Annotated in this window: 19 protein-coding genes; 6 read left to right on the top strand and 13 right to left on the bottom strand. The window is 71.7% G+C overall.

The window, feature by feature from the left end; all coding sequences use genetic code 11:
- Nucleotides 1-17 precede the first annotated feature (17 nt).
- From ACFVTR_RS02555 to ACFVTR_RS02540, 4 genes are all read left to right on the top strand, one after another.
- Entirely contained in the window at nt 18-1,328 is a 1,311-nt protein-coding gene (locus ACFVTR_RS02555) for an alanine racemase (RefSeq protein WP_387034456.1), read from the top strand.
- Between the two features lie 5 nt (nt 1,329-1,333).
- Nucleotides 1,334-3,022 carry an amidohydrolase family protein gene (locus ACFVTR_RS02550; RefSeq protein WP_387034455.1) on the top strand — a complete coding sequence of 563 codons (1,689 nt, stop codon included), beginning with the start codon at nt 1,334-1,336 and terminating at the stop codon, nt 3,020-3,022.
- A gap of 1 nt (nt 3,023) precedes the next feature.
- On the top strand, nt 3,024-3,755 hold the full coding sequence (locus ACFVTR_RS02545) for an IclR family transcriptional regulator (protein ID WP_387034454.1): 732 nt from the start codon (nt 3,024-3,026) through the stop codon (nt 3,753-3,755).
- Nucleotides 3,756-3,863: 108 nt separating this feature from the next.
- Nucleotides 3,864-4,247, top strand: a complete 384-nt coding sequence (locus ACFVTR_RS02540) for a RidA family protein (protein ID WP_157422311.1) — start codon at nt 3,864-3,866, stop codon at nt 4,245-4,247.
- A 102-nt stretch (nt 4,248-4,349) separates the two neighbouring features.
- Here ACFVTR_RS02540 and ACFVTR_RS02535 read toward each other — a convergent pair whose 3' ends face one another.
- Genes ACFVTR_RS02535 through ACFVTR_RS02515 form a run of 5 tightly spaced genes read right to left on the bottom strand, consistent with a single transcriptional unit; the run spans nt 4,350 to nt 11,506 of the window.
- The gene (locus tag ACFVTR_RS02535; protein WP_387034453.1) at nt 4,350-5,108 is read right to left on the bottom strand and encodes an SDR family NAD(P)-dependent oxidoreductase; all 759 of its coding nucleotides are present in this window, start codon (nt 5,106-5,108) and stop codon (nt 4,350-4,352) included.
- The gene (locus ACFVTR_RS02530) at nt 5,098-6,375 is read right to left on the bottom strand and encodes an ATP-NAD kinase family protein (protein WP_387034452.1); all 1,278 of its coding nucleotides are present in this window, start codon (nt 6,373-6,375) and stop codon (nt 5,098-5,100) included. Before ACFVTR_RS02530 ends, ACFVTR_RS02535 begins: the two co-directional genes overlap by 11 nt.
- A 2-nt stretch (nt 6,376-6,377) precedes the next feature.
- A complete protein-coding gene (gcvPB, locus tag ACFVTR_RS02525; RefSeq protein WP_387034451.1) occupies nt 6,378-7,997 on the bottom strand; it encodes an aminomethyl-transferring glycine dehydrogenase subunit GcvPB in 1,620 nt (539 codons plus the stop codon).
- A complete protein-coding gene (gcvPA, locus tag ACFVTR_RS02520; protein ID WP_387034450.1) occupies nt 7,994-9,397 on the bottom strand; it encodes an aminomethyl-transferring glycine dehydrogenase subunit GcvPA in 1,404 nt (467 codons plus the stop codon). The genes gcvPB and gcvPA overlap by 4 nt, the downstream gene beginning before the upstream one ends.
- Nucleotides 9,398-9,403: 6 nt before the next feature.
- Nucleotides 9,404-11,506: a beta-galactosidase gene (locus ACFVTR_RS02515; protein WP_387034449.1), complete on the bottom strand. Its 2,103-nt coding sequence runs from the start codon at nt 11,504-11,506 to the stop codon at nt 9,404-9,406.
- 152 nt (nt 11,507-11,658) lie between these two features.
- Between ACFVTR_RS02515 and ACFVTR_RS02510 the strand changes: the two genes are divergently transcribed.
- Complete coding sequence (locus ACFVTR_RS02510; protein ID WP_387034448.1) at nt 11,659-12,315, top strand: GntR family transcriptional regulator; 657 nt, start codon at nt 11,659-11,661, stop codon at nt 12,313-12,315.
- 95 nt (nt 12,316-12,410) lie between these two features.
- On the opposite strand, the gene ACFVTR_RS02505 is transcribed toward ACFVTR_RS02510, so the two are convergent.
- The 6 genes from ACFVTR_RS02505 to ACFVTR_RS02480 form a co-directional block, all read right to left on the bottom strand.
- Entirely contained in the window at nt 12,411-14,141 is a 1,731-nt protein-coding gene (locus ACFVTR_RS02505) for an amylo-alpha-1,6-glucosidase (protein ID WP_387034447.1), read from the bottom strand.
- Nucleotides 14,138-15,079 carry a carbohydrate ABC transporter permease gene (locus ACFVTR_RS02500; RefSeq protein ID WP_387034446.1) on the bottom strand — a complete coding sequence of 314 codons (942 nt, stop codon included), beginning with the start codon at nt 15,077-15,079 and terminating at the stop codon, nt 14,138-14,140. The genes ACFVTR_RS02505 and ACFVTR_RS02500 overlap by 4 nt, the downstream gene beginning before the upstream one ends.
- Nucleotides 15,076-16,047, bottom strand: a complete 972-nt coding sequence (locus ACFVTR_RS02495; RefSeq protein WP_387034445.1) for a carbohydrate ABC transporter permease — start codon at nt 16,045-16,047, stop codon at nt 15,076-15,078. Before ACFVTR_RS02495 ends, ACFVTR_RS02500 begins: the two co-directional genes overlap by 4 nt.
- Before the next feature lies 1 nt (nt 16,048).
- Entirely contained in the window at nt 16,049-17,329 is a 1,281-nt protein-coding gene (locus ACFVTR_RS02490; RefSeq protein WP_387034444.1) for an ABC transporter substrate-binding protein, read from the bottom strand.
- A 250-nt stretch (nt 17,330-17,579) separates the two neighbouring features.
- A complete protein-coding gene (locus ACFVTR_RS02485) occupies nt 17,580-18,635 on the bottom strand; it encodes an aspartate-semialdehyde dehydrogenase (protein WP_387034443.1) in 1,056 nt (351 codons plus the stop codon).
- 136 nt (nt 18,636-18,771) lie between these two features.
- A complete protein-coding gene (locus ACFVTR_RS02480; RefSeq protein ID WP_376941246.1) occupies nt 18,772-20,046 on the bottom strand; it encodes an aspartate kinase in 1,275 nt (424 codons plus the stop codon).
- Between the two features lie 133 nt (nt 20,047-20,179).
- Between ACFVTR_RS02480 and ACFVTR_RS02475 the strand changes: the two genes are divergently transcribed.
- A complete protein-coding gene (locus ACFVTR_RS02475) occupies nt 20,180-20,683 on the top strand; it encodes a hypothetical protein (protein WP_387034442.1) in 504 nt (167 codons plus the stop codon).
- Between the two features lie 22 nt (nt 20,684-20,705).
- Here ACFVTR_RS02475 and ACFVTR_RS02470 read toward each other — a convergent pair whose 3' ends face one another.
- Nucleotides 20,706-22,991 (bottom strand): hypothetical protein, encoded by a 2,286-nt coding sequence (locus ACFVTR_RS02470; protein ID WP_387034441.1) that lies wholly within the window; start codon nt 22,989-22,991, stop codon nt 20,706-20,708.
- Nucleotides 22,992-23,115: 124 nt separating this feature from the next.
- Nucleotides 23,116-23,487, bottom strand: a complete 372-nt coding sequence (locus ACFVTR_RS02465; protein WP_387034440.1) for a YybH family protein — start codon at nt 23,485-23,487, stop codon at nt 23,116-23,118.
- Nucleotides 23,488-23,566 lie beyond the last annotated feature (79 nt).

Raw genomic sequence — 23,566 nt, 5'->3', positions numbered from 1 at the left:
CAGAAAGTGATCATCGGATGCCCCGCCTCGCCCCGCTCGCCGAGACCGCCGACACCCGCCTCACCGAGGGCGACAAGGGACTGCCCCCGCGCGCGGCCGGGCTCACCGTTCACGAGTTCCTCGACACCGCGCCCCGGCTCGGCGAGTTCTGGACCCCGCTCCTGGCGCTCGATCGTGCGGCCCTCGAGCACAACGCCGAGACGATCCAGCGCTGGTGCGACGAGCGCGGCCTCGAGCTCATGCCGCACGGCAAGACGACGATGGCCCCCGCGCTCTGGCGCCTCCAGCTCGACGGCGGGGCCACCGGCCTCACCCTCGCGACGCCGGGCCAGGTGCGCACCGCGCGCGCCTTCGGCGTGGGCACCATCATGCTCGCGAACGCGCTCGTCGCTCCCGACGCGCTCGCCTGGGTCGCCGCAGAACTCGCCGACCCCGCCTTCGAGTTCTGGTCGTGGGCCGACTCCGTCGAAACCGTCGAGGCGATGGAGCGCGGCCTCGCCGCCGGCGCGAACGCGAACGGCCCCGGCGCCCCGGCGCTCGCCCGTCCGCTCGCCGTGCTCGTCGAGCTCGGCGCCGGCGGCGGCCGCACCGGCGCACGCGGGCTCGACGAGGCCCTCGTGATCGCCCGCCGCATCGCCGACTCGCCCGTCCTGCGGCTCGCGGGCGTCGCCGGGTACGAGGGCAGCCTCGGGCACGACCGCTCCTCGGTCGCGGTCGCGGCGGTGCGCGACTACCTCGCCGACCTCGTCGAGCTGCATGGCGCGGTACGCACGCTCGCCGACCCCGCCGACGGCCCGCTCATCGTGACCGCCGGCGGCAGCGCCTACCTCGACCTCGTCGCCGACGTCTTCGCGCCCGAGATCGAGGCCGGCGCCGGGCGCGGCGACACCCGCTGGGTGCTGCGCTCGGGCGCGTCCCTCGTGCACGACGACGGCTTCTACCGCGGCATCTCACCCATCCATCGCGAGCTGACGCCGGCGATGCGCGGCTACGCCCGCGTCGTCTCGCACCCCGAGCCCGGGCTCGCCCTCCTCGACGGCGGCAAGCGCGACCTCCCCTACGACGAAGGGCTGCCGGTGCCGCTCGCCGTCGCGAGCGCACTCGGCGTCGAGGGGCGGCCGCTCGACGAGGCATCCGTCACCGCCGTGAACGACCAGCACGCCTACCTTCGCGCCGATGCCGGCGCCGCCCTGCCCGTCGCGATCGGCGACGTGGTCGCGCTCGGGCTCTCGCACCCCTGCACCGCGTTCGACAAGTGGCGCTGGATCCCCGTCGTCGAGCACGCCGGGAGCGACCTCGTCGTCGACCTCGTGCACACGAGGTTCTGACGGCGATGACCGAGAACACCACCCGCGGCCCGGTGCTCGTCACGAACGCGCGCATCGTCGATGAGACGGGCGAGCGCTCCGGGCTGCACGACGTGCTGCTCGACGGTGGGCGTATCGCAGCGATCGACGCCGCAGGCGGTCGCGGTGCGGGTGCGACGCTCGCGCATCCGGCGTCCGTCGTCGACGCCGCAGGGCGCCTGCTCATGCCCGGCTTCGTCGACGCGCACTCGCACGCCGACGGCGCCGTGTTCGACCCCGAGGTGCAGCTCGCACTCCTGCGCCAGGGTGTCACGACCGTCATCGGCGGACAGGACGGCGTCGGCTACGCCCCCGGCGACGGCGCCTACGGCACGGAGTACTTCGCCGCGATCAACGGGCGGCACCCGAACTACGCGGGCGGCGGCATCGGCGCGCTCCTCGCCGGCTACGACGGCACCACCCCCCTCAACGTCGCGACCCTCGTGCCCGCCGGCACCGTGCGGTTCGCCGTCATGGGGCGCTCCACCGCCACGCCGAGCCCAGCCGAGCTCGAGGAGATGCGCGAGCTCGTGGCATCCGGACTCGCCGACGGCGCCGTCGGCCTCTCGACCGGACTCGACTACGTGCCCGGCGTCTTCGCCGACGCCGCCGAGCTCGCCGCCCTCGTGCGTCCGGTCGCCGCGGCGGGCGGCGTCTACGTGACGCACATGCGCGGCGGCTACGAGGCCAACTCGGCGGCCGGCATCGACGAGATCGGCGCGATCGCGACGGCGAGCGGGGTGCGCGTGCACGTGTCGCACTTCCATGCGACGCCCGCGATCGTGCGCGGGGAGCTCGCGCGGCTCGCCGAGGCCGGTGTCGACGCGAGCTTCGACGCCTACCCGTACACGCGGGGCTGCTCGATCCTGGCCATGCCGATCCTGCCGGCCGAGCTGACTGTGCGACCCGCCGCCGAGGTGCTCGCGGTGCTCGCCGACCCCGCCGAGCGGGCGAGGCTGCGCGCCGACTGGTTCCCGACGATCACGGGCTACGCGAGCCTCGGACCCGACTGGCCCGCGATGCTGACGCTCGCGCACATCGCCGCACCCGAGTACGACTGGGCGCACGGGCTCACCCTCGCCGAGGCGGCGGAGGCGAGCGCTCGGAGGGGCGCCTCGACCGCCTCCGCCGAGCCGATCGACGCGATCGACGCGATCGACTTCGCCCTCGACGTGCTCGTGGCCTCGCGGCTCGAGGTCAACGTCGTGATGGCCGTGCAGCACGAGCGCAGCGACGCCGAGCTCGCCGAGATCCTCTCGCACCCCGCGGCGATCGGCGGATCCGACGGCATCTTCCTCGGCCGCCATCCGCACCCCAGGGCGCGAGGATCGTTCGCGAGATACCTCTCGCTCCTCGTCGGCGAGCAGCGCATGCTCGGGTGGCCGGATGCCTCGGCGCTCGTCTCCGGGCGCGCGGCACGCCGATTCGGGCTCGGCGAACGGGGTCTCGTGCGCGAGGGCGCCGTCGCCGACCTCGTGCTGGTCGACCCCGAGCGCGTCCGCGCCGGGGCCTCCTACGCCGCGCCCCTCGAACTCGCCGCGGGCATCGACGACGTGTTCGTCGCCGGAGTGCCCGTGCTCGCGGACGGCGCGCTCACCGGTGCCACGCCGGGGCGGGGCCTGCGTCGTGCCCGGCGAGCGGTCGATGCCGCACCGACGAACGAAGGGCGGGCCTGACATGTCGCAGAGCGTGACGCGCGCCGCGCACATCATCGACGCGATCGCGGCCGATCCGCGCACCGTCGCCGAACTCGCCGAGGAGTTCGGCCTGCACCGGTCGACGATGTTCCGCGAGCTGCAGGCGCTCGAGGCCGTCGGCTGGGTGCGCAAGCGGGGCTCGGGCAGGTACACCCTCGGTACCCGGCTCGCCGCGCTCTCCAAGCAGGCGCTCGACTCGCTCGACCTGCGCGAGGCCGGCGCCGAGCACGTGCGCCGGCTGCAGCGCCGCACGGGCAACACCGTGCACCTCGCCGCCCTCATGGACCGCTCGATCGTCTACGTCGACAAGGCCGAGGACGAGGCCGGGGTGCGCATGTACTCCCGGATCGGCCGCGCCGTGATCCCCTACTGCTCAGCGGTCGGCAAGGCGATCCTCGCGGGGATCGACCCCGCCCGGCGCGACGCCGTGCTCGACGGCGTCGTCTGGCAGCGCTACACGGAGCTCACGATCGACTCGCGCGAGCGGCTCGACCGCGAGCTCGCGCTCACCGCTGCCCGGGGCTACGCCGTCGACGACCGCGAGTTCGAGGCCTTCGTGAACTGCATCGCCGTGCCGATCCGCAGTTCGCTGGGCGTCGTCGGCGCGCTCTCCGTCACGGCGATCCGCATGGTCGCCGACCTCGACCGGCTGAAGGCCGAGCTGCCCGCGATGCGCGAGACCGCCGAGCTCATCTCCCGCGAGCTCGGGTGAACGGATGCCTCGGGTCGCGCCCGAGGCATCCGCAGACCGCGAACCGCACCACACCCCAGACCACCCCAGACCACCCCGACCACCGGAACGAACACCCAGGAGGAACCCATGTCCAAGACCGCCGTCACGCTCTCGAACGCGCCGAAGCCCGCCGGGCCCTACAGCCACGGCGTCGTCGCCAACGGATTCCTGTACACCGCGGGCTTCGGCCCGCAGGACCCGGCGACGGGCCTCGTCGTCGAGGGCGGCGTGAAGGAGCAGACCCGCCAGGTGCTGCGCAACATCGGCGCCGTGCTCGCCGAGTACGGGCTCACCCACGACGACGTCGTGAAGGTGACCGCCCACCTCGAGGACCTCGCCGACTTCGCCGAGTACAACGAGGCCTACGCCGAGTTCTTCACCGAGCCCTACCCGGTGCGCACCACGGTCGGCTCGCGCCTCGCGAACATCCTCGTCGAGATCGACGTCGTCGCGGCGATCCCGCAGGCCTGACCCGCCGCGCCGCTGCTTCTGCAGGAGATTGGGCCCCATGGTCGCCTGACCGGGCGTCTCAGTGCAGTTCTCCTACAGAAGCAGCGCGCTTCGGCGCTTCGGTTAGGCGATGCCGCCGCCGTCGACGACGAGCGCCGAGCCGGTGACGTAGCTCGACTCGTCGCTCGCGAGCCACACGACCGCCGCCGCGATCTCGCGCGGCTCGCCCATGCGACGCAGCGGGCGGTCGGCGGCCTCGGCGAGGAACCCGTCCTCGGCCTGGCCGAGCTGGCGGGCCTCCTCGCGGAGCATGCCCGTGTTCACGTCGCCCGGGTTCACCGAGTTCACCCGGATGCCCTGCGGGCCGTGGTCGATCGCGAGCGCGCGGGTCATGTTGACGACGGCGCCCTTCGAGGCGCAGTACGAGATCGCCTGACCGCCGCCCTTGAGGCCCCAGCCCGAGCCGGTGTTGACGATCGAGCCGCCGCCGGCGGCTTCCATGATCGGCACGACGTGCTTGCACATGAGGAAGATCGAGCGCACGTTCACGCCGAACACGCGGTCCCACTCCTCGACGGTCGTCTCGACCGCAGTCGTGCGGCGGATGATGCCCGCGTTGTTGAAGACGACGCTCACGCCCCCGAACTCGGCGACCGCGGTCTGAACGACGCGTTCGATGTCGGCCTCGCTCGAGACGTCCGCCCCGATCGCGATGGCGGTGCCGCCCGCCTCGCGGATCTCGGCGGCGACCTGCTCGGCCGCCTCGGCGTTCAGGTCGACGACCGCGACAGCGGCACCCTCGGCCGCGAGTGCGAGCGAGGTCGCGCGGCCGATGCCGCCCGCTCCGCCGGTGACGATGGCCTGCTTGTTCTCAAGGCGCATGGCCTTCTCCTTCGATATCGGGTGCGTGGACAGGATAGAAACTGGATGCTCCGGAGCCGGTGATCACGCGCGCGAATCCCGCGAGGCGGGCATCGACGCGCGGGTCGCCGGTGTCGACGAGCAGGGGTCGCCCGCCGAGGTCGATGAGCTTCTGCTCGGGGGCGACGACCACGAGCGGGTCGTCGTCGAGCAGGCGCAGCACCCTCGGCGAGAGCTGCTGGTTGCCGCGGCCGAGCAGGAACCCCTGCCCGCCGATGACGCTCACCACGGCCTTCGCCGGGCCGCGCGAGATCTCGTCGACGAGGTCGCGCTCGCTCGCGCCGGCCAGCACGAGGCGGCCGTCGAGCACGACGTCGACGCCGAGCGGGGTCTTCGCGACGCCGAGCTCCCTGGCGAGCTCGGCCATCGTGCCGCCCGGCCCGAGCAGGTAGCGCACACCAGGCCGCATGGCGCGGGCGGCGCCGCGCGCGGCGGCCACGACGGCGGCGTGCTCGCTCGCGGGCGTGGCCGCCTTGCGCGACTGCGTGCGGCCCGCGCGGTACGGCACCGGCATGGTGCCGTAGAGCCGCGGTTCGACGCGGGCGCGACGCATCGCGGCCTCGTCGATGTCGAGCACCTCGCGCTCCTGCACTGGCAGGGCTCCGCCCGGTCCGGATGCCTCGACCCACGCGGCGGCGAGGGCGCCCGCCGCGCGCGGACTCACCGCGAACGCGGGCGAGTACATCTTGACGCCGGCGGGGATGCCGAGCGCGGCGACGACGCCGTGCCGTTCGTCGGCACCCGCGGCCGACACGCCGGGCGGTGTCGCGGGTTCGGCGGCGCGCCGCACCGGAGTGCCGACGGACGGCACGGGTGGGGTCGCCCCGAGCCCGGCGGCGACGTCGCGGGCGGTGCCGTCGCCGCCGGCGAAGAGCACGAGCGTCGCCCCGGCGGCGACGAGTGCACGCACCGCAGCGGTCGTGTCGGCCGCGGTCGTCTCCGAGGCGGATGCCCGGGGGCCGTCGCCGCCCGGGCGGTAGACCACGTGCGGCTCGAGGCCCGCGGCCCGCACCGCGTCCTCCCCCATCGGGCCCGCCGCCGTGAGCACGGGCTGCCTCGTGTCATCCGCCGTCGTCGCGACGACCTCGAGCGCGAGCCGGGCGCGCTCGGCCGCGCGCGGGTGCGAGCCGCGCACCGCGGCCTCGACCTGCACGTCGGCGCCGTCGGAGCCGGCGAGCCCGGCGGGCCCGCCGACCCCGGCGACGGGGTTCACGACGAGGGCGAGCATGCTCAGGCGGCCGGCTCCGCGACGGCGACCGCAGCAGGAGCGCCCTCGCCGAAGTACTTCCGGCGGTAGGCGCGCCACGTGATCGCCCAGCGCTCGGGGTCGTCGAGGTCGTCGTGGTGGGTGTGGTGCACGGTCTGGTTGTGCGGCGCGGTGCGCACGACCTCGGGGGTCTCGCGCGCCTCGCGGGCGACCTCGGCGAGCGCGCCGACGTACTCGTCGATCTCGGCCATCGAGTACGACTCCGTCGGCTCGAGCGTGAACGGCTGCGGCACGACGTAGGGGTGGTGGCTCGTCCAGTAGTGCATGCCGAAGTCGGAGAGGCGGATGCCGATCTCCTCCGACGAGATGCCGGTGTCCTCGAAGAGCTCCTGCCACGAGTACCGCACCTGCTCGATGCGGCGGCGGCCCTCGGCGTACGGCGCCGAGGCCCCGGGGATCTCGAGCACCTTCGCGAGCAGGTAGTTGTTGTTGAGCACGGCGATCTCGGCGGCGGCGAGCAGGCCCTCGGCGCCGAGCGCCATGATCCACGAGTACGCCCGCACGATGTTCGGCACGACGCCGTGGAACGGTGCGACCGTGCCGATCGACCGCGGGCCGGCCTCGCGCACGTCGAAGCGCACCTCGCCCGACGCATCGGTCGAGCGCACGACCCGCGGCCCCGGCAGGAAGGGCGCGAGCGCCTCGCTCACGGCGTTCGCCCCGGCGCCCGGCCCACCGCAGGCGTGGGGCGTCGAGAAGGTCTTGTGCAGGTTGAAGTGGCAGACGTCGAATCCGGCGTCGCGGGCGCGGGTGATGCCGAGGATGCCGTTCGCGTTCGCCTGGTCGTACGAGGCGAGGGCGCCGACCTCGTGTGCGGCATCCACCCACTGCTTGATCGCGGGGTTGTAGATGCCCGTGTCCTCGGGGTTCGTGACCATGATCGCCGCGGTGCGCGGCGAGAGCGCCGCCTTCAGCGCCGCGAGGTCGGGGTAGCCATCGGCGTCGGGGTGGATCGTGATGATCTCGTACCCGGCCGCCTTCGCCGCCGCCGCGTTCGACGGGTGGCTGAAGATCGTCGTGATGACCTCTCGACGCTGCTCGCCCTCGCCGTTGGCCTCGTGGTACGCGCGGATCATGGCGATGTTCGCCCAGATCGCGGCCGAACCGCCCTGCGTGTGCAGCGACACCTCGGCCATGCCCGAGATCTCTGCGAGCATGCGCTCGAGGTTCCAGGTGATCTCGAGCACGCCCTGCGCGTCGGCCGGGTCCTGCAGGGGGTGCATCGCCGTGAGCTGCGGCACCCCGATGAGCTGGTCGTTGATCTTCGGCGAGTACTTCATCGTGCAGGTGCCCTGGCCGATGTCGACGTTGAAGTCGGCGCCGAGGTTCTCCTGCGAGAGCCGCAGGTAGTGCTTCAGCACGCGCTGCTGGCCCATCTCGGGCAGTGCCGGCGGCGCGGCGCGGCGGAGGGCCGCGGGCAGCGACGCGACGACGTCGCCGACGGCATCGCGCACGCCCGGCTCGATCGGCGTGACCAGCACGCCGCGCTCGCCCGGGGTCGAGAGCTCGAAGATGACGGGTTCGTCCCAGCTGGCCTGGTGGAAGCGCCGGACGGCGGGCTTGGGTGCGAGGGGCAGGCTCATGCGCGGGTCTCCTGAGTCGTGGTGGTGTCGGTGGATGCCTCGGCGAGCGCGCCGATCGCGGCCGCCAGCCGGTCGATGTCGGCCTGCCCGGTGAGCTCGGTGACGCACACCGCGAGGGTGTTCGCTCCGAGGGGCACGCCGGGCTCGATGCCGTCGCGCCGGAGCGCCTCGACGACGCCCTGCGCGGTGAGCCCCGCGCCCGACACGTCGATCGTGAACTCGCGCAGGTGCAGCGCGTCGTCGCCGAGCACGACGCCCGGGACCGCGGCGAGCCGCTGCTGCGCGTACCGGGTGCGGGCGAGGAGCACCTCGCCGAGCTCGCGCATGCCCTGCGGGCCCATGAGCGCGAGGTAGACGCCGGCGGCGATGCCCCAGAGCGCGGCGGCCGTGCCGACCCATTCCTTGCCCTCTTCGCGCAGCGCGAAGGAGGTGCGCTCGTAGGCGACGTCGCCGAAGCCGACCTCGCCGGGGACGTCGGTCGTCGCGAGGCCGAAGAGGCGCGAGGGCATCTCCATGATGAAGGCGGGGTCGTCGGCGACGGCGATGAAGCCGCCGTGGGCGCCGCCGTACCACTGGTGCAGGCCGAGCGACTGGATGTCGCCGCACACGATGTCGGCCCCCTGCTCGGCCGGCGGCGTCAGCACGCCGTAGCCGATCGGGTCGGTGCCGACGACGAGGATCGCGCCGACGGCGTGCGCCGCGTCGGCGATGGCCCGGAGCGAGGCTTCGACCGCGCCCGTGACGCTCGGGGTCTCGACCCACACCGCGGCGACGTCGTCGCCGAGGCGCGCGGCGAGCCCCGCGACATCCGCCGTGCCGTTCACGGTCGGGACGACCTCGAGATCGAGGTGCACGCGGACGAAGTCGAGCACCTTGGAGGACTTCGCCGGCAGCACGTCGCTCACGACGAGCACGCGGCGGCGGCCGGTGATGCGTCCGGCCATGGCGAGGCTCGTGGCGGTCGCCTGGTACCCGTCGTAGGTGGGCACGTTCACGACGTCCATCGCGAGCAGCTCGGCCATGAGCGACTGGTACTGGAACAGCGCCTGGAAGCGGCCGTGGTCCTCGTAGGGCTCGCCCGCATAGGCGGTGAGGAACTCGCTGCGATTGATCACCTCGTCGACGACGGCGGGCACGTAGTGGTGGTAGGTGCCGTGGCCGAGGAAGCTCAGGCGCTCGTCGGTCGAGCGGTTCTTCGCGAGGAGGCCGCGCACGTGGCGGGCCAGGTCCTGCTCGGCGACGAGCGGGGCCGGCAGCTCGAGCGCGCGGCCGAGCCGCAGCTCGGCGGGCACGTCGGCGTAGAACTCGTCGATCGAGGCCGCGCCGACGGCGTCGAGCATGGCCTGCTTCGTCGCGGGCGCGGTGTTCGGGATGTACGGATGGACGAAGGAGTCGGTCATGGTGCCTCAGTCGTTCGTGACGGTGGTGTCGGTGGAGTCGGACAGGGTGATGAAGGGCGGCGCGTCGGCCCGCGGGGTCGCGAGCACTGCGGCGCCGAAGCGCGCCAGGGTGAGGGTGGTCCCCCTGGGCGCGGCCTCGCCGAGCAGCTCGCGCGCCCCTGCGGGCACGTCGACCGTGATCTCGCGTCGGCCGTGGTTCAGCACGAAGGTGTAGTCGGTGGTCGCGTCGCTGCGCGTGACGGCCTCGAGGTCGAGGTCGATGCGTTCGCGGGCCGGCAGGCCGGCCGCGGCGAGCACCTCGCGGAAGAGCGCGACGAGCCCGGCGGGCTCGAGCACGCAGCTCGCGTACCAGGCGGCACCGGATGTCCCGTCGCCCGCCTGCGGGCGCCGAGTGATCGCCGCACGGCCGTCGAGCTCGCCCGAGGCGTAGTGGGCGAGCACCTCGGTGCCGTCCGGCACCTCGAGCCACTCGCCCCAGGTCGGGGCGTCGAACTCGGCGCCGCCTGCGGCGAAGCGCACGCGCTCGGCGAGCCCGTCGGCGACGGGCCACTGCTCGTCGATCTCGACCCCGAGGAGTCCGCGCAGCGGGCCCGGGGCGCCGCCGTCGTGCACCTTCTCGGTCGCGTCGACGACGCCCGAGAAGGGGCCGACCACGAGCTGGCCGCCGCGGGCGACGACGTCGGCGAGGGCCTCGGCCTGCGAGGCATCCGTCACGTAGAGGTTCGGCACCGCGACGACGTCGTAGCCCTCGAACGGGCCGGTCGCACGCACCGTGTCGACCGGGTGGCCGAGCGCGTGCAGCGCCGCATGCCAGGCGCGGGCCTGGGCGAGCCAGTTCAGCCGCTGCGAGGGCAGCGACTCGGTCGCCGACGAGCCCCACCACGAGTCGTGGTCGACGACGAGCGCGACGCGCGAGCGCACGCGGGTGCCGCGCACCGGTTCGAGGTGCTTCAGCTCGGCGCCGAACGCCTTCGCCTCCTGGAACGAGCGGGATGCCTCGCCGCGATGCCCGACCATCGCCGAGTGGAACTTCTCCTGGCCGTACTTGGCCTGGCGCCATTGGAACACCATGGCCCCGTCGGAGCCGTGGGCGATGGCCTGCAGGCTGCCGATGCGGTACTGGCCCGGCGCCTTCGGCACGTTCACGTCGCGCCAGCTGACGCCGCTCGGCGCCTGCTCGAGCAGCAGCCACGGCTGTCCGCCCTTGAGCGAGCGCATGGAGCCGTAGTTGAGCGCGGCGGGCACGTGGGCGAGCGGGTCGGCCGGGTCGGGGTAGGCGTCGTCGGTCACGAGGTCCTCGACCGCGGCGAAGTCCCAGTAGTCCAGGTCGCGCAGGATCGACATGAAGTTCGTCGTGACGCCGATCTCGGGCGTGACCTCGCGGAGGATGTCGACCTCGAGCTGGAAGAGCTCGAGCAGCGCGTCGGACGAGAACCGTTCGAAGTCGAGCAGCTGCGTCGGGTTGACCGGGCCGGTCGAACGGCGGGGCGCCTCGATGTGCGCCCAGTCGGTGTAGCGCTGCCCCCAGACGTTGACGCCCCACGCCTCGTTGAGGCCGTCGAGGTCGCCGTAGCGGGCCTCGAGCCACCGACGGAAGTGGGCGGACGACTCAGGGCACCAGCAGCGCGAGACGTGATCGCCGTACTCGTTGGAGACGTGCCAGAGCGCGAGCGCGGGGTGGTCGCCGTAGCGGTCGGCCATGGCCCGCGTCATCCTCGCGACGTTGTCGCGCCAGACCGGCGAGCTCGGGCAGTAGGCCTGGCGCGAGCCGAACTCGAGCCGCTGGCCGTCCTCGTTCCACGGCAGCATCTCGGGGTGGCTGCGGATCAGCCACGACGGCGGCGTCGCGGTCGCGGTGGCGAGGTCGACCGCGATGCCGCCCGCCCACAGGAGGTCGATGATGCGGTCGAGCCAGCCCCACTCGTAGACGCCCGGCGCGGTCTCGAGCTGCGGCCACGAGAACACCGGGAGGCTCACGATATTGACGCCGGCCTCCCGCATGAGGTGGATGTCCTCGTGCCAGACCTCCTCCGACCACTGGTCGGGGTTGTAGTCGCCGCCGTAGGCGAGCGCGTCGAGGCGGATCGCCCGAGGGGACTCGTCGGCCACATCTGCTCCTCTCTGAGTGCGTGGGGATGTACAGCCTGCCCTGCAGAATGTATTCTGTATACAGACACCGTAAACCGGATGCCGGAACCGGTCAAGCCCACCTCACGTCCTAGGCTTGCCGCGACGGCCGAACGGCCCGAAGGGGCGAACACATGGCGATCGAACGCAAGAACCTGCGCTCACAGGTCCGCGAAGAGCTGCTCGCACGCATGCGCGCCGGCGCAGTGCAGCCCGGCGAGGGCATCAACGAGGTGCAGCTCGCCGGCGAGCTCGGCGTCAGCCGCACCCCGCTGCGCGAAGCCCTCATCGCCCTCGAGAGCGAGGGCCAGATCGAGAGCGAGAACGGCAAGGGCTTCCGCTTCGTCCCCCTGAGCGCGAGCGAGTTCGAAGACCTCGCCCCCGTGATGGCGAGCCTCGAGAGCCTCGCGCTCGAGCTCAGCCCCATCGATGAGCTCCGTGAGATCGGCGCGCGCCTGGCCGCACTCGCCGCCGACTTCCAGCAGGAGGTCGTAGAGCACTCCCTCGTCGTCACGAAGGACGACGAGTGGCACGGCATCATGCTCTCGGCCTGCCCGAACCGACGCCTGCTCGACGTGATCGCGAGCGTGCGCGGGGCGTTCCACCGCTACGAGTCGCTCCTCGTGCCGAATGACGTCATGGTCGAGCGCGTCGCGGCCGAGCACGCCGCGATCGCCGCATGCCTCGCCGACGGCGACGTGCCCGGCGCGATCGCCGCGCTCAAGGTCAACTGGCTGCACGGCATGCGCCGGATCCTCGACAACGCGTCGAGCCCCTACTTCACCGCGTAGCCCAAGCTTCTGCAGGAGAACTGCGCTGACATCCCGCGACAGGCAGGGAGAGGGCCCGATCCCCTGCAGAAGCCGTGTCCTGCCGACGCGACGGATCAGTCGTCGGCAGACAACGCGACCGCGAGGTCGATGAAGAGCGCCGCCGACCAGCCGAACGCGGTGGTCGCCGTGCGCGCCTTCCTCCCGGTGAGCGGGTTGAAGTACTCGTGCGGGCCGCCGCCGTGCACGACGAGCGCGACGGTGCGTTCGGCGAGCTCGCGGGCGAGTTCGGGGTGCCCCGAGGCCCGCAGCCCCTCGACGATGAGGGCGTTGGTGTTCACCCACACCGGTCCGCGCCACATCCGCTCGGCGGAGAAGTCGGGATCGGCGGCGGAGACCGTCGGCACAGACCACGGCAGCGCGTAGCGCTCGGGGTCTCCGAGCGCGGCGAGGAGCGCCTCGGCCACGCTCTGCGGCAGGCGCCCGGTGAGCAGCGGCATGAACCCGACGACGGCATCGCTCGCGACGACCTCCCCCGCTGCGCGGGCGAGGAAGCGGCCGGCTGCCTCGTCCCACATGCCGAGCAGCAGCTCGAGCGTGCGCTCCGCACGTTCGCGGTGCCCGCGAGGGTCGCCCGCGGCATCCGCACCGTACCGCTCGGCGAGCGCGGCGAGCTCGAGGTCCTGCAGCACGAGGTAGGCGCCGAGGTCGGGCGCGGTGGTCGGCAGCGGGCCGTCGAAGATCGGGCTGTCGTCGAGGCCCGAGGAGTAGGGGTGGCCGTACTCGGGCATCCCGTCGCCGTCGAGGTCGCTGCCCGCGAACCACCAGTCCTGCGAACGGCGGATCACGGCGAGCTGCTCGCGCGCCCACTCGGGCGCGTCCTCGACCTCGAGCACCTTGCGGAGCGCCCAGGCCGCGAGCGGCGGCTTCGTGAGCGGCACGGGCGCACCGGGGTCGGCGATCTGCGAGCCGGCGCGGCGCAGGCGGTCGCGGTCGGCCTGCGGCAGGTCGTCGCTCGTGGCGAGCACGCCCTCCTCGTGCACGACGTCGGGCAGCTGCCCGTCGGCGCTCGGGAATCGGAAGGCGATCTCGAGCTGCTCCCGGGCGAGTGCGGGGTCGCCGTGGCGGAGGCCCACCGCGATGAAGTACGCGTCCCACTGCCACACGCCGACGTAGCCGATCTTCGACGGCACGACGCCGCGCGCCTGCCCGAGCGCGGGCAGCTCGACGATGTTCGCCCCGAGCACCCACCAGCAGAAGGCGGCCATCTGCTGCAGCTCGTCGCGCACGATCGGGCACTTCGCGAACCAGTCGAGCCAGAGACCCTCGGTCGCCGCGAGGTCGTCGCCGTGCGAACCGGATGCCTCGTGCGCGACGCCGCGCGCCGCATCGATGTGCAGTCGGAGGCCCGGTGCCTCCTCGGTCAGCGTGACGCGATGGGCGCGGCCGTCGGCCGTCGTCCACTCGAGGGCGAGCCCGGCGTCGCCGCCGATCGTCAGCGCGCCCGGGCCGGCGAAGCTGAGCGTCGCCGCTCCCCCGCCGAACTCGATGACGTGCGGCAGCACCGAGGTGACGGGCAGCGCCCGCCCCGAGGCATCCACGACGCTGAGCTCGTCGATGACCCGGCACTCGTCGAGCCAGCGCTCGTACTCGGAGGTGTGCACCCGCAGCACGGTGGCCGGGGGCGCGCCCTCGGCGCCGCCCTGCTCGGCCCACTCGGCGCGGTCCTCGCGGAACACGAGCACTCGCGAACCCGGCAGCGTGAACGGGGCCTGCACGAGGTCGAGGTGTCGCCCCGCGAGGGCGGCCAGCTCAGTGGCATCCGTCGTCGTCGGCACGGTGCTCATCGTCCTCCCAGTCCCGAAGCGGCCATGCTGTTGAGAATGCGACGCTGCCCGATGATGAACACGATGAGCATCGGGATCGTCGAGATCGCGCTCGCCGCCATCACGAGCCCGTAGTTCACCGAGCCGAACTGGCCCTGGAACGACGAGAGCAGGAGCGGCACGGTGAACAGGTCGGGCGTGTTCAGCAGCACGAGCGGGAACAGGAACGCGTTCCACACGTCGAGGGCGACGATGATGCTGAGCGCCGCGAGCCCGGGCTTCAGGTTCGGCAGGATGACGCTCCAGAAGATGCGCCAGCGTCCGGCGCCGTCGACGAGCGCCGCCTCCTCGAGCTCCTTCGGCAGGCTCAGCACGAACTGGCGCATGAGGAACACCGCGAACGGGTTCGCGAGCAGGCCCGGCACGATGAGCGCGAGGTGCGAGTCGACCCAGCCGAGCTGCGTCATCAGCAGGTAGAACGGGATCAGCGTCACCTGCTTCGGGATCATCTGCGTCGCGAGGAACACGATGAACAGCACCTTCGCCCCGCGGAAGCGGATGCGCGCGAACGCGTAGCCCGCCATCGAGGCCGTGAGCAGCGTGCCGGCCACGACGAGTGCCGCGATGTAGAGGCTGTTGAGGTACGCCTGGCCGAACGGCACCGCGTTCCACGCCTCGACGTAGTTGTCGGCCGTCCACGGCTGCGGCAGGAACGCGAGCGGGTCCTGCAGCAGCTGCGGCAGGGTCTTGAACGACGTCAGCAGCATCCAGACGAAGGGGAACACCATCGCGACGCCCGCGACGACGAGCACGACGTGCAGCACCGTCGAGCTCAGACGGCGCTTGCCCTTGCCCGTGCGGGGCGCGGTCGGGCGGTAGCCGGGCGCGCTCAGCGCGACGGTCGAGTCGGTCGGGGGCGTCTGCGTGCCGTCGGCGAGGCGCGGATTCGTGAGACTCATGCTGCGTCGTCCTCGTAGTGCACGAACTTCTTCTGGGCGCCGAACTGGATCGCCGTGATGACGAGCGTCAGGACGAGCAGGATCACGCTCGCCGCGCTCGACGGGCCGATCTCGAACTTTCCGAAGCCGAGGTCGTAGATGTGGTAGACGATCGTGCGGGTCGCGTTGTCGGGCCCGGCATTCGAGACGAGCACGTAGACCGTGTCGAAGGTCTGCAGCGACGAGATGAAGGCGACGACCGACGAGAAGAACACGATCGGCGAGAGCAGCGGCAGGCGGATGCTCGTGAACAGGCGCCAGGGGCCGGCGCCGTCGATGCGTGCGGCCTCGATGACCGAGGGCGAGATGTTCTGCAGGCCGGCGAGGAAGATCACGACGTTGAGGCCGAGCGACGACCAGATCGTGACGATGCAGACCGCGAGCAGCGCGAGCTTCGGGTCCTGCAGCCAGTCGGGCGGGGCGATGCCGAAGATCTTCGCGATCGCGGTCGACAGCACCCCGTCGGCGCGGAACATCTGCTGCCAGATCATGGCCACCGCGACGGTCGACGTCACCACCGGGGCGAAGAACAGCACGAGGTAGAGCGTGCGGGTCTTCAGCTTCTCGAGCGCGACCGCGATCATCACGGCGAGCCCGAGGCCGATCGGCACGGTGACGACCGCGATGATCAGCGTGTTGACGATCGATCGCCACAGCAGCTCGTCCTGGAACTGCGCCGTGAAGTTCTCGAACCCGACCCACGTCAGCTCGGACAGGCCGTCCCAACTGGCGAACGCGAGCACGAGGCTCGCGACGAACGGCAGGACGACGAAGAGCAGCATGCCGAACAGCTGCGGGCCGATGAACACGTAGCCCCAGCGGCGGTCGCGGCGACGCCACGCCGCCTCCTTGCGGTACCTGCGCGGGGGCGGAGCGGATGCCGCAGGGAGCTCCTGCAGCATCCGCTCGCCGGTGGCGATCTGGCTCACGCTATTCGCCCGACTTCTCCGCGACGAGGTCGGCGGTGGCGTCGAGCGTCTGCTGTGCGTCGGCCTTGCCCTCGTACAGCTTCAGGAACAGGTCGCTGATGTCGGTCGAGAGCCCGGGAACGCGTGCTTCGGCGGCGTAGTTGGTGAAGCCGATGTCGCGCATGTCGAGGAACGTCTGGGCGTGCGCCGGGTAGCCGTCCTCGAGCACCACGTCGTCGGCGCCCTTGATCGACGGCACGGCGTTGCCGCCGCCCTCGAGGCGGAACGTCTGGCCCTCGGCCGAGAGGAACTCGGTCCAGAAGGTGAACGCGGCGTCCTTCGCCTTCGTGTTGCCGTTGATCGCGAGGAAGGAGACGGCGACACCGGTCAGCGCGGCCTCGCCGTCGGGCGTCGGCCAGCGCACGATGTCGTAGGCGTCGGGGTCGCCCGCGGTCTGCACGGTGCCGATCGTGTAGCGGCCCTGCACGAAGAAGCCCGACTTGTGCGTGACGAACACGCTGTCGGCTCCGGCGCCGTCGGGCAGGGTGTCGGCGACGACGAAGGTGCCGTCCTGGAACAGGCCGCCGAATTCGTCGATCGCCTCGACGCTCGCCGGGTCGGCGTCGGCCGTGAATGCGCCCGACTCGTCGTACGGTGCGGGCAGGCCCTGCGACGAGAGCCAGCTCCAGTGCGTGGCCCAGTAGTTCCAGAACATCGAACCGGTGAGCCCCGCGTCCTTGAGCTTCGCGTTCATCTCGAGGTACTTGTCGGTCGTCCACTCGCCGTTCTCAGCGAGCGTGGCCGGGTCCTCGGTGATGCCCGCCGCTTCGAGTGCGGTCTTGTCGTACCAGAGCACGTCGGGGTTCGAGTCGTTCGGGGCGCCGTAGTACTCGTCGTCCTTCTCGGCGGCGCCGAACAGGCCGGGGAAGAAGTCGTCGGGCTTGGTCTGGCTGTCCTTCGACTCCATGAGCTTCTTCAGCGGCATCAGCCGGCCCGAGTCGGCGAACTGGCCCATCTTGTCGTCGCCGACGTAGAACACGTCGGGCGCGGTGTTGCTCGCGAGCTGGGCGAGCAGCTTCGAGTGGTAGTCGCCGTAGTCGGCGACGGGCTGGAGCTTGACCGTGATGTCGGGGTGGCGATCCATGAACGCCTCGTTGAACTCCTTGTACCGCGTGAGCTCTTCGGCGGTGCCCCACGTCGACCACACGACGGTGTTCTCGTCCTTCGCACCTCCCCCGCCGCTGCATGCCGCCAGTCCGAGTGCGAGGGCGCTTGCCGCGCCGATCGCCAGGAGACGCCTCATCTTCGAGTTCGAGCGGGCCATTCCGCTACCTCTTTCGTCTTTGCAGGAGGTGCCGACGGGAGTGTCGGCGTTGAGGGGATGCTCGCCATTATTCTGTATACAAAACTCAATTCCGTCAAGGCGCGCCAGGTCACGAACGCGCAACGGAGGACGTTCGGCCGGTCGGTGACCGACGAGGACCCCGAGAACGACGGATGCCCCGTGGCCGGTCGGCCACGGGGCATCCGTGTGATTCGAAGGAGACGCTGCGCTACACGCGCGCCGGCACCTTCGCGGCGACGAGCTCCGCGATCTGCACGGCGTTCAGTGCCGCGCCCTTGCGCAGGTTGTCGTTCGAGACGAAGAGCACGAGGCCCTTGCCCTCGGGCGCCGACTGGTCCTGGCGGATGCGGCCCACGTAGCTCGGGTCGTTGCCCGCGGCCTGCAGCGGCGTCGGGACGTCGCTGAGCTCGACACCCGGCGCCACGGCGAGCAGCTCGGTCGCGCGCTCGGGCGTGATCGGGTTCGCGAACTCGGCGTGGATCGACAGCGAGTGACCGGTGAACACGGGCACGCGCACGCAGGTGCCTGCCACGAGCAGGCCGGGCAGCTCGAGGATCTTGCGGCTCTCGTTGCGGAGCTTCTTCTCCTCGTCGGTCTCGTTGTCGCCGTCGTCGACGATCGAGCCGGCGAGCGGGATCACGTCGAAGGCGATCGGGCGCGGGAACTTCTCGGGCGCCGGGAACTCGACGGCGGAGCCGTCGTGCACGAGGTCGATCGTGTTCTGCTCGACGGCGGCGCGCGCCTGCTCGAGCAGCTCCTCGCCGCCCGCGAGGCCGGCGCCGGAGACCGCCTGGTAGGTCGACACGATGAGCCGCTCGAGGCCGGCCTCGTCGTGCAGCACCTTCAGCACGGGCATCGCGGCCATGGTGGTGCAGTTCGGGTTCGCGATGATGCCCTTCACGGCCTGGTCGATCGCGTGCGGGTTGACCTCGCTCACGACCAGCGGGACCTCGGGGTCCATGCGCCAGCCGCTGGAGTTGTCGATGACGGTCACGCCCGCCGCGGCGAAACGGGGGGCCTGCGCCTTCGAGAGCGTCGCACCCGCGGAGAAGATCGCGAGGTCGAGGCCGGTGGGATCGGCCGTCGAGGCATCCTCGACGACGATGTCCTCGCCCTTGAACGGCAGCGTGGTGCCGGCCGAACGCGCCGAGGCGAAGAAGCGGATCTGCGCGACCGGGAAGTCGCGCTCCTCGAGAAGGCGGCGCACGACCGCGCCGACCTGACCGGTGGCGCCGACGACGCCGATGTTCACACCGTTGCTCATTTCACCCTCTTGATCGTCGAGTTCATTTCAGTTTGCAGGACTTCGGAGGCCGCTCAGGACGAAGTCGGTGATTCCGCCCTGAATTGGCAGCTTTCTCCTGAATTCAGGCGGGGATGCCTCGCGGCGGGCGCGGAGCCTAGCGACCGGTGCCCGCGTGGACGATCGCGTCCTCGTCGCCGTCGAGCTCGAACGCCGTGTGCACGGCCTGCGCGGCCGCCTGCACGCTGTCGGCGCGCGTCACGACCGAGATGCGGATCTCGCTCGTCGAGATCATCTCGATGTTGATGCCGGCCTCGTAGAGCGCTTCGAACAGTCGCGCCGAGACACCGGTCGCCGAGCGCATGGCGTTGCCGACGAGCGAGAGCTTGCCGATCTGGTCGTCGTACTGCAGCGACTCGAAGCCGATGGCCTCCTGCGCGCTCGCGAGGGCGGTCAGCGCCCGCTCGCCGTCGGCCTTCGGCAGGGTGAACGAGATGTCGGTGCGACCGGTCGCGGCCGCCGACACGTTCTGGACGATGACGTCGACGTTCGCGTTCGTGCCGGCGACGATCTTGAAGATCTTCGCGGCGACGCCCGGCTTGTCGGGCACGCCGACGACCGTGATCTTCGCCTCGGACAGGTCGATCGCGACTCCGGCGATGACGGACTCTTCCACAGCTGCTCCTTCGGGAAGACGCGAGGGGTCGTAGACGATCGTCCCCTCGCTGTTGTTGAACGACGAACGGACGTGCAGGGTGACGCCGTGGCGACGCGCGTACTCGACCGCGCGGATGTGCAGAACCTTCGCGCCCGACGCGGCGAGCTCGAGCATCTCCTCGCTCGTCACCCTGTCGAGCTTGCGCGCCTTCTTCACGACGCGGGGGTCGGAGGTGAAGACGCCGTCGACGTCGGTGTAGATCTCGCAGACGTCGGCCTCGAGGGCCGCCGCCAGCGCGACGGCGGTCGTGTCGCTGCCGCCGCGCCCGAGGGTCGTGATGTCGCGGGTGTCGCGGTTGAAGCCCTGGAAGCCCGCGACGATCACGATCGCACCGTCGTCGAGCGCCTCACGCAGCCGCACCGGGGTGACGTCGACGATGCGGGCGGCACCGTGCTGGGCGTCGGTGATCATGCCGGCCTGGCTGCCCGTGAAGCTGCGGGCCTCGTGCCCCATGCTCTTGATCGCCATCGCGAGCAGTGCCATCGAGATGCGCTCGCCCGCCGACAGCAGCATGTCGAGCTCGCGGGGCGCCGGGATCGGCGACACCTCGCTCGCGAGGTCGAGCAGCTCGTCGGTCGTGTCGCCCATCGCCGAGACGGCCACGACGACGTCGTTGCCCGCCTTGCGGGTCTCGACGATGCGCTTCGCGACCCGTTTGATGCTCTCGGCATCGGCGACGGACGAGCCGCCGAACTTCTGCACGATCAAGCTCACGTGGCCTCCCGGGGATTCTGGGCGCGCGCGGGCCGACGGGCCCGTCGTCGGAGTCTTCATCATACGGCGGCCCGCATGCGCGGCCGGCCATGTGACGCCGTCGTGACGGCGCCCGCAGGAGTAGCATGCGGCCATGTCCGAGGTGCTCGAGGGCTGGTCGGAGTTCAACGTCGCGATGGTGGGCGCCACGGCGGCGCTCGCCGGCCTGCTCATCGTGGCGATGTCGGTGAACATCCGGACGATCCTGCAGTCGCCGACCCTCCCGGCACGGGCCGCCGCGTCCATCGCCACCCTGGTGCTCGCGATCGTCGTCACGGGTCTCGCGCTCGCCCCGGGCCAGCCCGCCTGGGTGTACGGGCTCGAGGTGCTCGGGGTCGCGCTCGTCGCCGGGTCGTTCGAGGTGCACGCGATCCGGGTGATCCACCGCGACGCGACCGAGCACCGCGGCAGTGCCCTCGAGCAGCTCGCGAAGTCGATCGCCGGGGTCCTGCCGCTCCTCGCCTACCTCGCCGGCGCGATCGCCCTCATCGCCGGCGCACCGGCGGTCGGCCTCTGGGCGCTCGGCGTCGGCACGCTCCTCGCGATCGCCACGGCGATCCTCTACTCGTGGGTCGTGCTCGTCGAGGTGCTGCGCTGAGCGACCCGCCGACCAGCGCCGATCAGCCTGCGCGGCGACGCCGCACCGCACCCAGCAAGGCGACGCCCACGACGAGCAGCAGGATTCCTGCGGCGAGCGCCGCGGTCGGCAGATCGGTGCCGCTCTCGGCGAGGCCGCCCGGCGGTGACGGAGGTTCGGTTCCCGGCGGGGTCGTCGGCGGCGTGGTCGGCGGCACCTCGCTGAAGGTGTTGTCGATGATCACCACGACGTCCATCGCGGGGCCGACCGCGAACGTGCCGAGGTCGTCGAACGGCTCGGGCGCGCCGCCGTTGACGCTGATCGTCCCCGTCGTCACGACCGACCAGCCGTCAGCGGCGCCCGTGGCGATCTCGGTGAGCTCGCATTCGTCGTCGTCCATCACGAGATACGGCGAGCTCGTCGCCGTGCTCGTCCCCGGACCGATCGAGATGTCGATGATGCCCACACCGCAGTCGAGCCGCAGCACGACGGGATCGGGCCGCTGGGCCTCGTCGTCGCTCGTGTTCTTCGTGATCGTGAGCGTGCCCGCCGGCACGAACTCGTTCGTGAACGTGCAGACCGGGTTCGGCGTCTCGGCGTTGACCGCGACCGTGACGGAGGCGAGCGCCACGTCGACGCCGAGCTCGGCGCCTCCGCAGACGGCGCCGGTCATCCGCCAGAAGCCCTCGGTGGACGGGGCCGGCAGCGACTCCCGGATCGTGTAGGCCTGGTGCTCGAAGACGTTGATGCCCACGAGCGACGCCTCGGCCGGGGTCGCGACGCCCTCCTCGGTCGTCGTCGCCGAGGTCGTGAACACCTCGCCGCGCGGGATCGCCGTCCCTTCGGCGTTCACGGGGACCACGTCGTACTCGAACATGCCCGTCCCGCCGTTGGTGATCTTCTCGATGGAGAGCGACGCGGTCGGGATGAATCGGTTCGTGAACAGGCACGTGGTCGACTGGCCGGAGACGATCTCGTAGGACGCGGACCAGGTGCCGCCCGGCCCCTCGACCGGCTCCAGTTCGCCGTCGTCGCAGTTCACCGCCTCGAGGTTCCATGTTCCGGCGCCGTTCGGCTGCGGCAGGGTCTCCTGCGCCGTGTAGACGCCGGGCGCGACGCCCGCCGTCGAGACGACCTCGACGGGCGCGCCCGGCACCGTCGTGACCGCGGTCGCCTCGGTGGAGCCGCCCGGACCGGTCACGGTGAACGGGAAGGAGCCGACGCCGTCGAGCGTCTCCTTGTACAGCGCGGCCGGACCGGTCGGCACCCGGCTGTTCGTGTACGTGCAGACGACGTCGTCGTCGGGCGCGAGCGTGATGGCCACGCTCGGCCCGGAGATGTCGAACGTGCTCGCCCCGCCGGTGCACGCGAGATCGTCGAGCACCCAACCCGCGAGCGGCAGCTCCTCGAGGGTCCACGGCTCGTCGTCCGGCCCGACGGCCCCGCGAACCAGCGTGACCGACCCGGCGGCCCCCGGTGCGGCGATGAGGCGCATCTGGCCCGGCTCGCCTTCGACGTGGTCGTACGAGAGCGAACCTTCGAACGAGAACGCCGTCGGTCCGGCGACGGTGCCGTCGGCGAGCTGCTTCCTGATCGTGATCGTGCCGGCGTCGGGCGGGGGCGCCACGGCGTAGTAATAGCAGAAGACGTGTCGTGCCCCGGAGGGGAAGCCGATGTAGTCGACGTTGTCGCCGTTGAGCGCATCGTTCGAGCAGCGGAGCGCCGCGAACCCGAGACTCGTCTGGAGTCCGTTGAGGGTGTCGTCGCCCACACCGCCCTGCGCGACGATACGACGCCCCGACTGCACGAAGGCGGTCTCGGCCGGGGTCAGCGCCACGGTGACCGCCCCCTCGATCATGCCGCCGGTGGGTCGGCCCTCGTCGTCGAGGCGCGGCGCCGAGGCGGCCGTCGTGATCGGCGGTCCGCCGGTGAAGGGCGAGGTGACCTTGCTGAGGTAGTGCGACGCCTCGGTCTTGCCGGTGAGGCCCTGGCCGAGCGAGAAGGTCCAGCCCTGCAGCGGTCGACAGTTCGGGGAGCCCGCGGCCTCGGCGTCGGGGTCGACGCTGTCTGCCACGGCGTAGTTCGAGTCGGGCCCGAGGTCGCGAAGCGACTCCATGATGTTGTTCCGGGCCTTGTTCGCCATCACGTCGGAGTACTCGTCGCACACCCGCGCGACGTAGGTCACCGACAACGGCAGCGGCTCGCCCACCCGGATGATGTCGGCCGCGGCCGGTGCGGCCATCGTCAATGCGGCCCCGCTCGCAAGCAGCACCGCCGTGAATACGGCGATGCTGCGTGTGAGACGTCGTTTCGGAATGCGCCGGTCCATGCTCCCCCTCGGCGTATGAGCGGCCTTCCTGTTCATCGAACCACATCCGCGACCGCGACGGCGACAGGCGGATCTGCGGCGCGCGGGACGCCGCCCTCGAGGGGGCCGACGGGTGAGTCGGGCCTCAGCCCTCGTGATCGCGCGGCATGTACCACTCGGTGAACTCGCTCGCCCGCCCGTCCGGGGCGAAGCGGATCACCCAGAGGTTGAGGTAGTCGCGCTCGGCCGGGTACTCGGTGCGGCCCTGCACGAGGGCGATCTCGGATGTCTCGTGCACGACGTGCCAGTCGAAACTCCATGCCCCCGGATCGTCGGCGTCCTCGATCCAGCCCGCGACGATCTCGGCACGCCCGCGGCGGGGTTCGGCGTCGGGTGCGGTGAGGTAGCTGGCGTCGTCGGTGAAGAGACGGCCGATCGCGTCGGGGTCGTTGCTCCGCCAGGCGCCGAGGTAATCGGCGACCCAGTTCGCGGTGCGCTCGCTCGCGGATTCGCTCATCACCCCGGTCTACGCGCGCCCGACGCGCGCGTCAACCCGACGGCCCGATCGCGCCGTCGGCCGCAGCGGCGACCTCGAC

This window comes from Agromyces sp. NPDC058126 (genome assembly GCF_042884595.1).
In the GTDB taxonomy this organism is placed as follows: domain Bacteria; phylum Actinomycetota; class Actinomycetes; order Actinomycetales; family Microbacteriaceae; genus Agromyces.
Note: the sequence above shows the minus strand (reverse complement) of the source record. Positions and strands in the feature narration are given on the sequence as shown.

Excerpts from the sequence above, each read along its gene's own strand:
- ACFVTR_RS02505 (WP_387034447.1), bottom strand. The coding sequence starts at position 14,141 with ATGAGCACCGTGCCGACGACGACGGATGCCACTGAGCTGGCCGCCCTC.
- ACFVTR_RS02550 (WP_387034455.1), top strand. The coding sequence starts at position 1,334 with ATGACCGAGAACACCACCCGCGGCCCGGTGCTCGTCACGAACGCGCGC.
- gcvPA (WP_387034450.1), bottom strand. The coding sequence starts at position 9,397 with ATGACCGACTCCTTCGTCCATCCGTACATCCCGAACACCGCGCCCGCG.
- ACFVTR_RS02510 (WP_387034448.1), top strand. The coding sequence starts at position 11,659 with ATGGCGATCGAACGCAAGAACCTGCGCTCACAGGTCCGCGAAGAGCTG.
- ACFVTR_RS02530 (WP_387034452.1), bottom strand. The coding sequence starts at position 6,375 with ATGCTCGCCCTCGTCGTGAACCCCGTCGCCGGGGTCGGCGGGCCCGCC.
- ACFVTR_RS02475 (WP_387034442.1), top strand. The coding sequence starts at position 20,180 with ATGTCCGAGGTGCTCGAGGGCTGGTCGGAGTTCAACGTCGCGATGGTG.
- ACFVTR_RS02485 (WP_387034443.1), bottom strand. The coding sequence starts at position 18,635 with ATGAGCAACGGTGTGAACATCGGCGTCGTCGGCGCCACCGGTCAGGTC.
- ACFVTR_RS02470 (WP_387034441.1), bottom strand. The coding sequence starts at position 22,991 with ATGGACCGGCGCATTCCGAAACGACGTCTCACACGCAGCATCGCCGTA.
- ACFVTR_RS02545 (WP_387034454.1), top strand. The coding sequence starts at position 3,024 with ATGTCGCAGAGCGTGACGCGCGCCGCGCACATCATCGACGCGATCGCG.
- gcvPB (WP_387034451.1), bottom strand. The coding sequence starts at position 7,997 with ATGAGCCTGCCCCTCGCACCCAAGCCCGCCGTCCGGCGCTTCCACCAG.
- ACFVTR_RS02500 (WP_387034446.1), bottom strand. The coding sequence starts at position 15,079 with ATGAGTCTCACGAATCCGCGCCTCGCCGACGGCACGCAGACGCCCCCG.
- ACFVTR_RS02490 (WP_387034444.1), bottom strand. The coding sequence starts at position 17,329 with ATGAGGCGTCTCCTGGCGATCGGCGCGGCAAGCGCCCTCGCACTCGGA.
- ACFVTR_RS02465 (WP_387034440.1), bottom strand. The coding sequence starts at position 23,487 with ATGAGCGAATCCGCGAGCGAGCGCACCGCGAACTGGGTCGCCGATTAC.
- ACFVTR_RS02540 (WP_157422311.1), top strand. The coding sequence starts at position 3,864 with ATGTCCAAGACCGCCGTCACGCTCTCGAACGCGCCGAAGCCCGCCGGG.
- ACFVTR_RS02555 (WP_387034456.1), top strand. The coding sequence starts at position 18 with ATGCCCCGCCTCGCCCCGCTCGCCGAGACCGCCGACACCCGCCTCACC.
- ACFVTR_RS02535 (WP_387034453.1), bottom strand. The coding sequence starts at position 5,108 with ATGCGCCTTGAGAACAAGCAGGCCATCGTCACCGGCGGAGCGGGCGGC.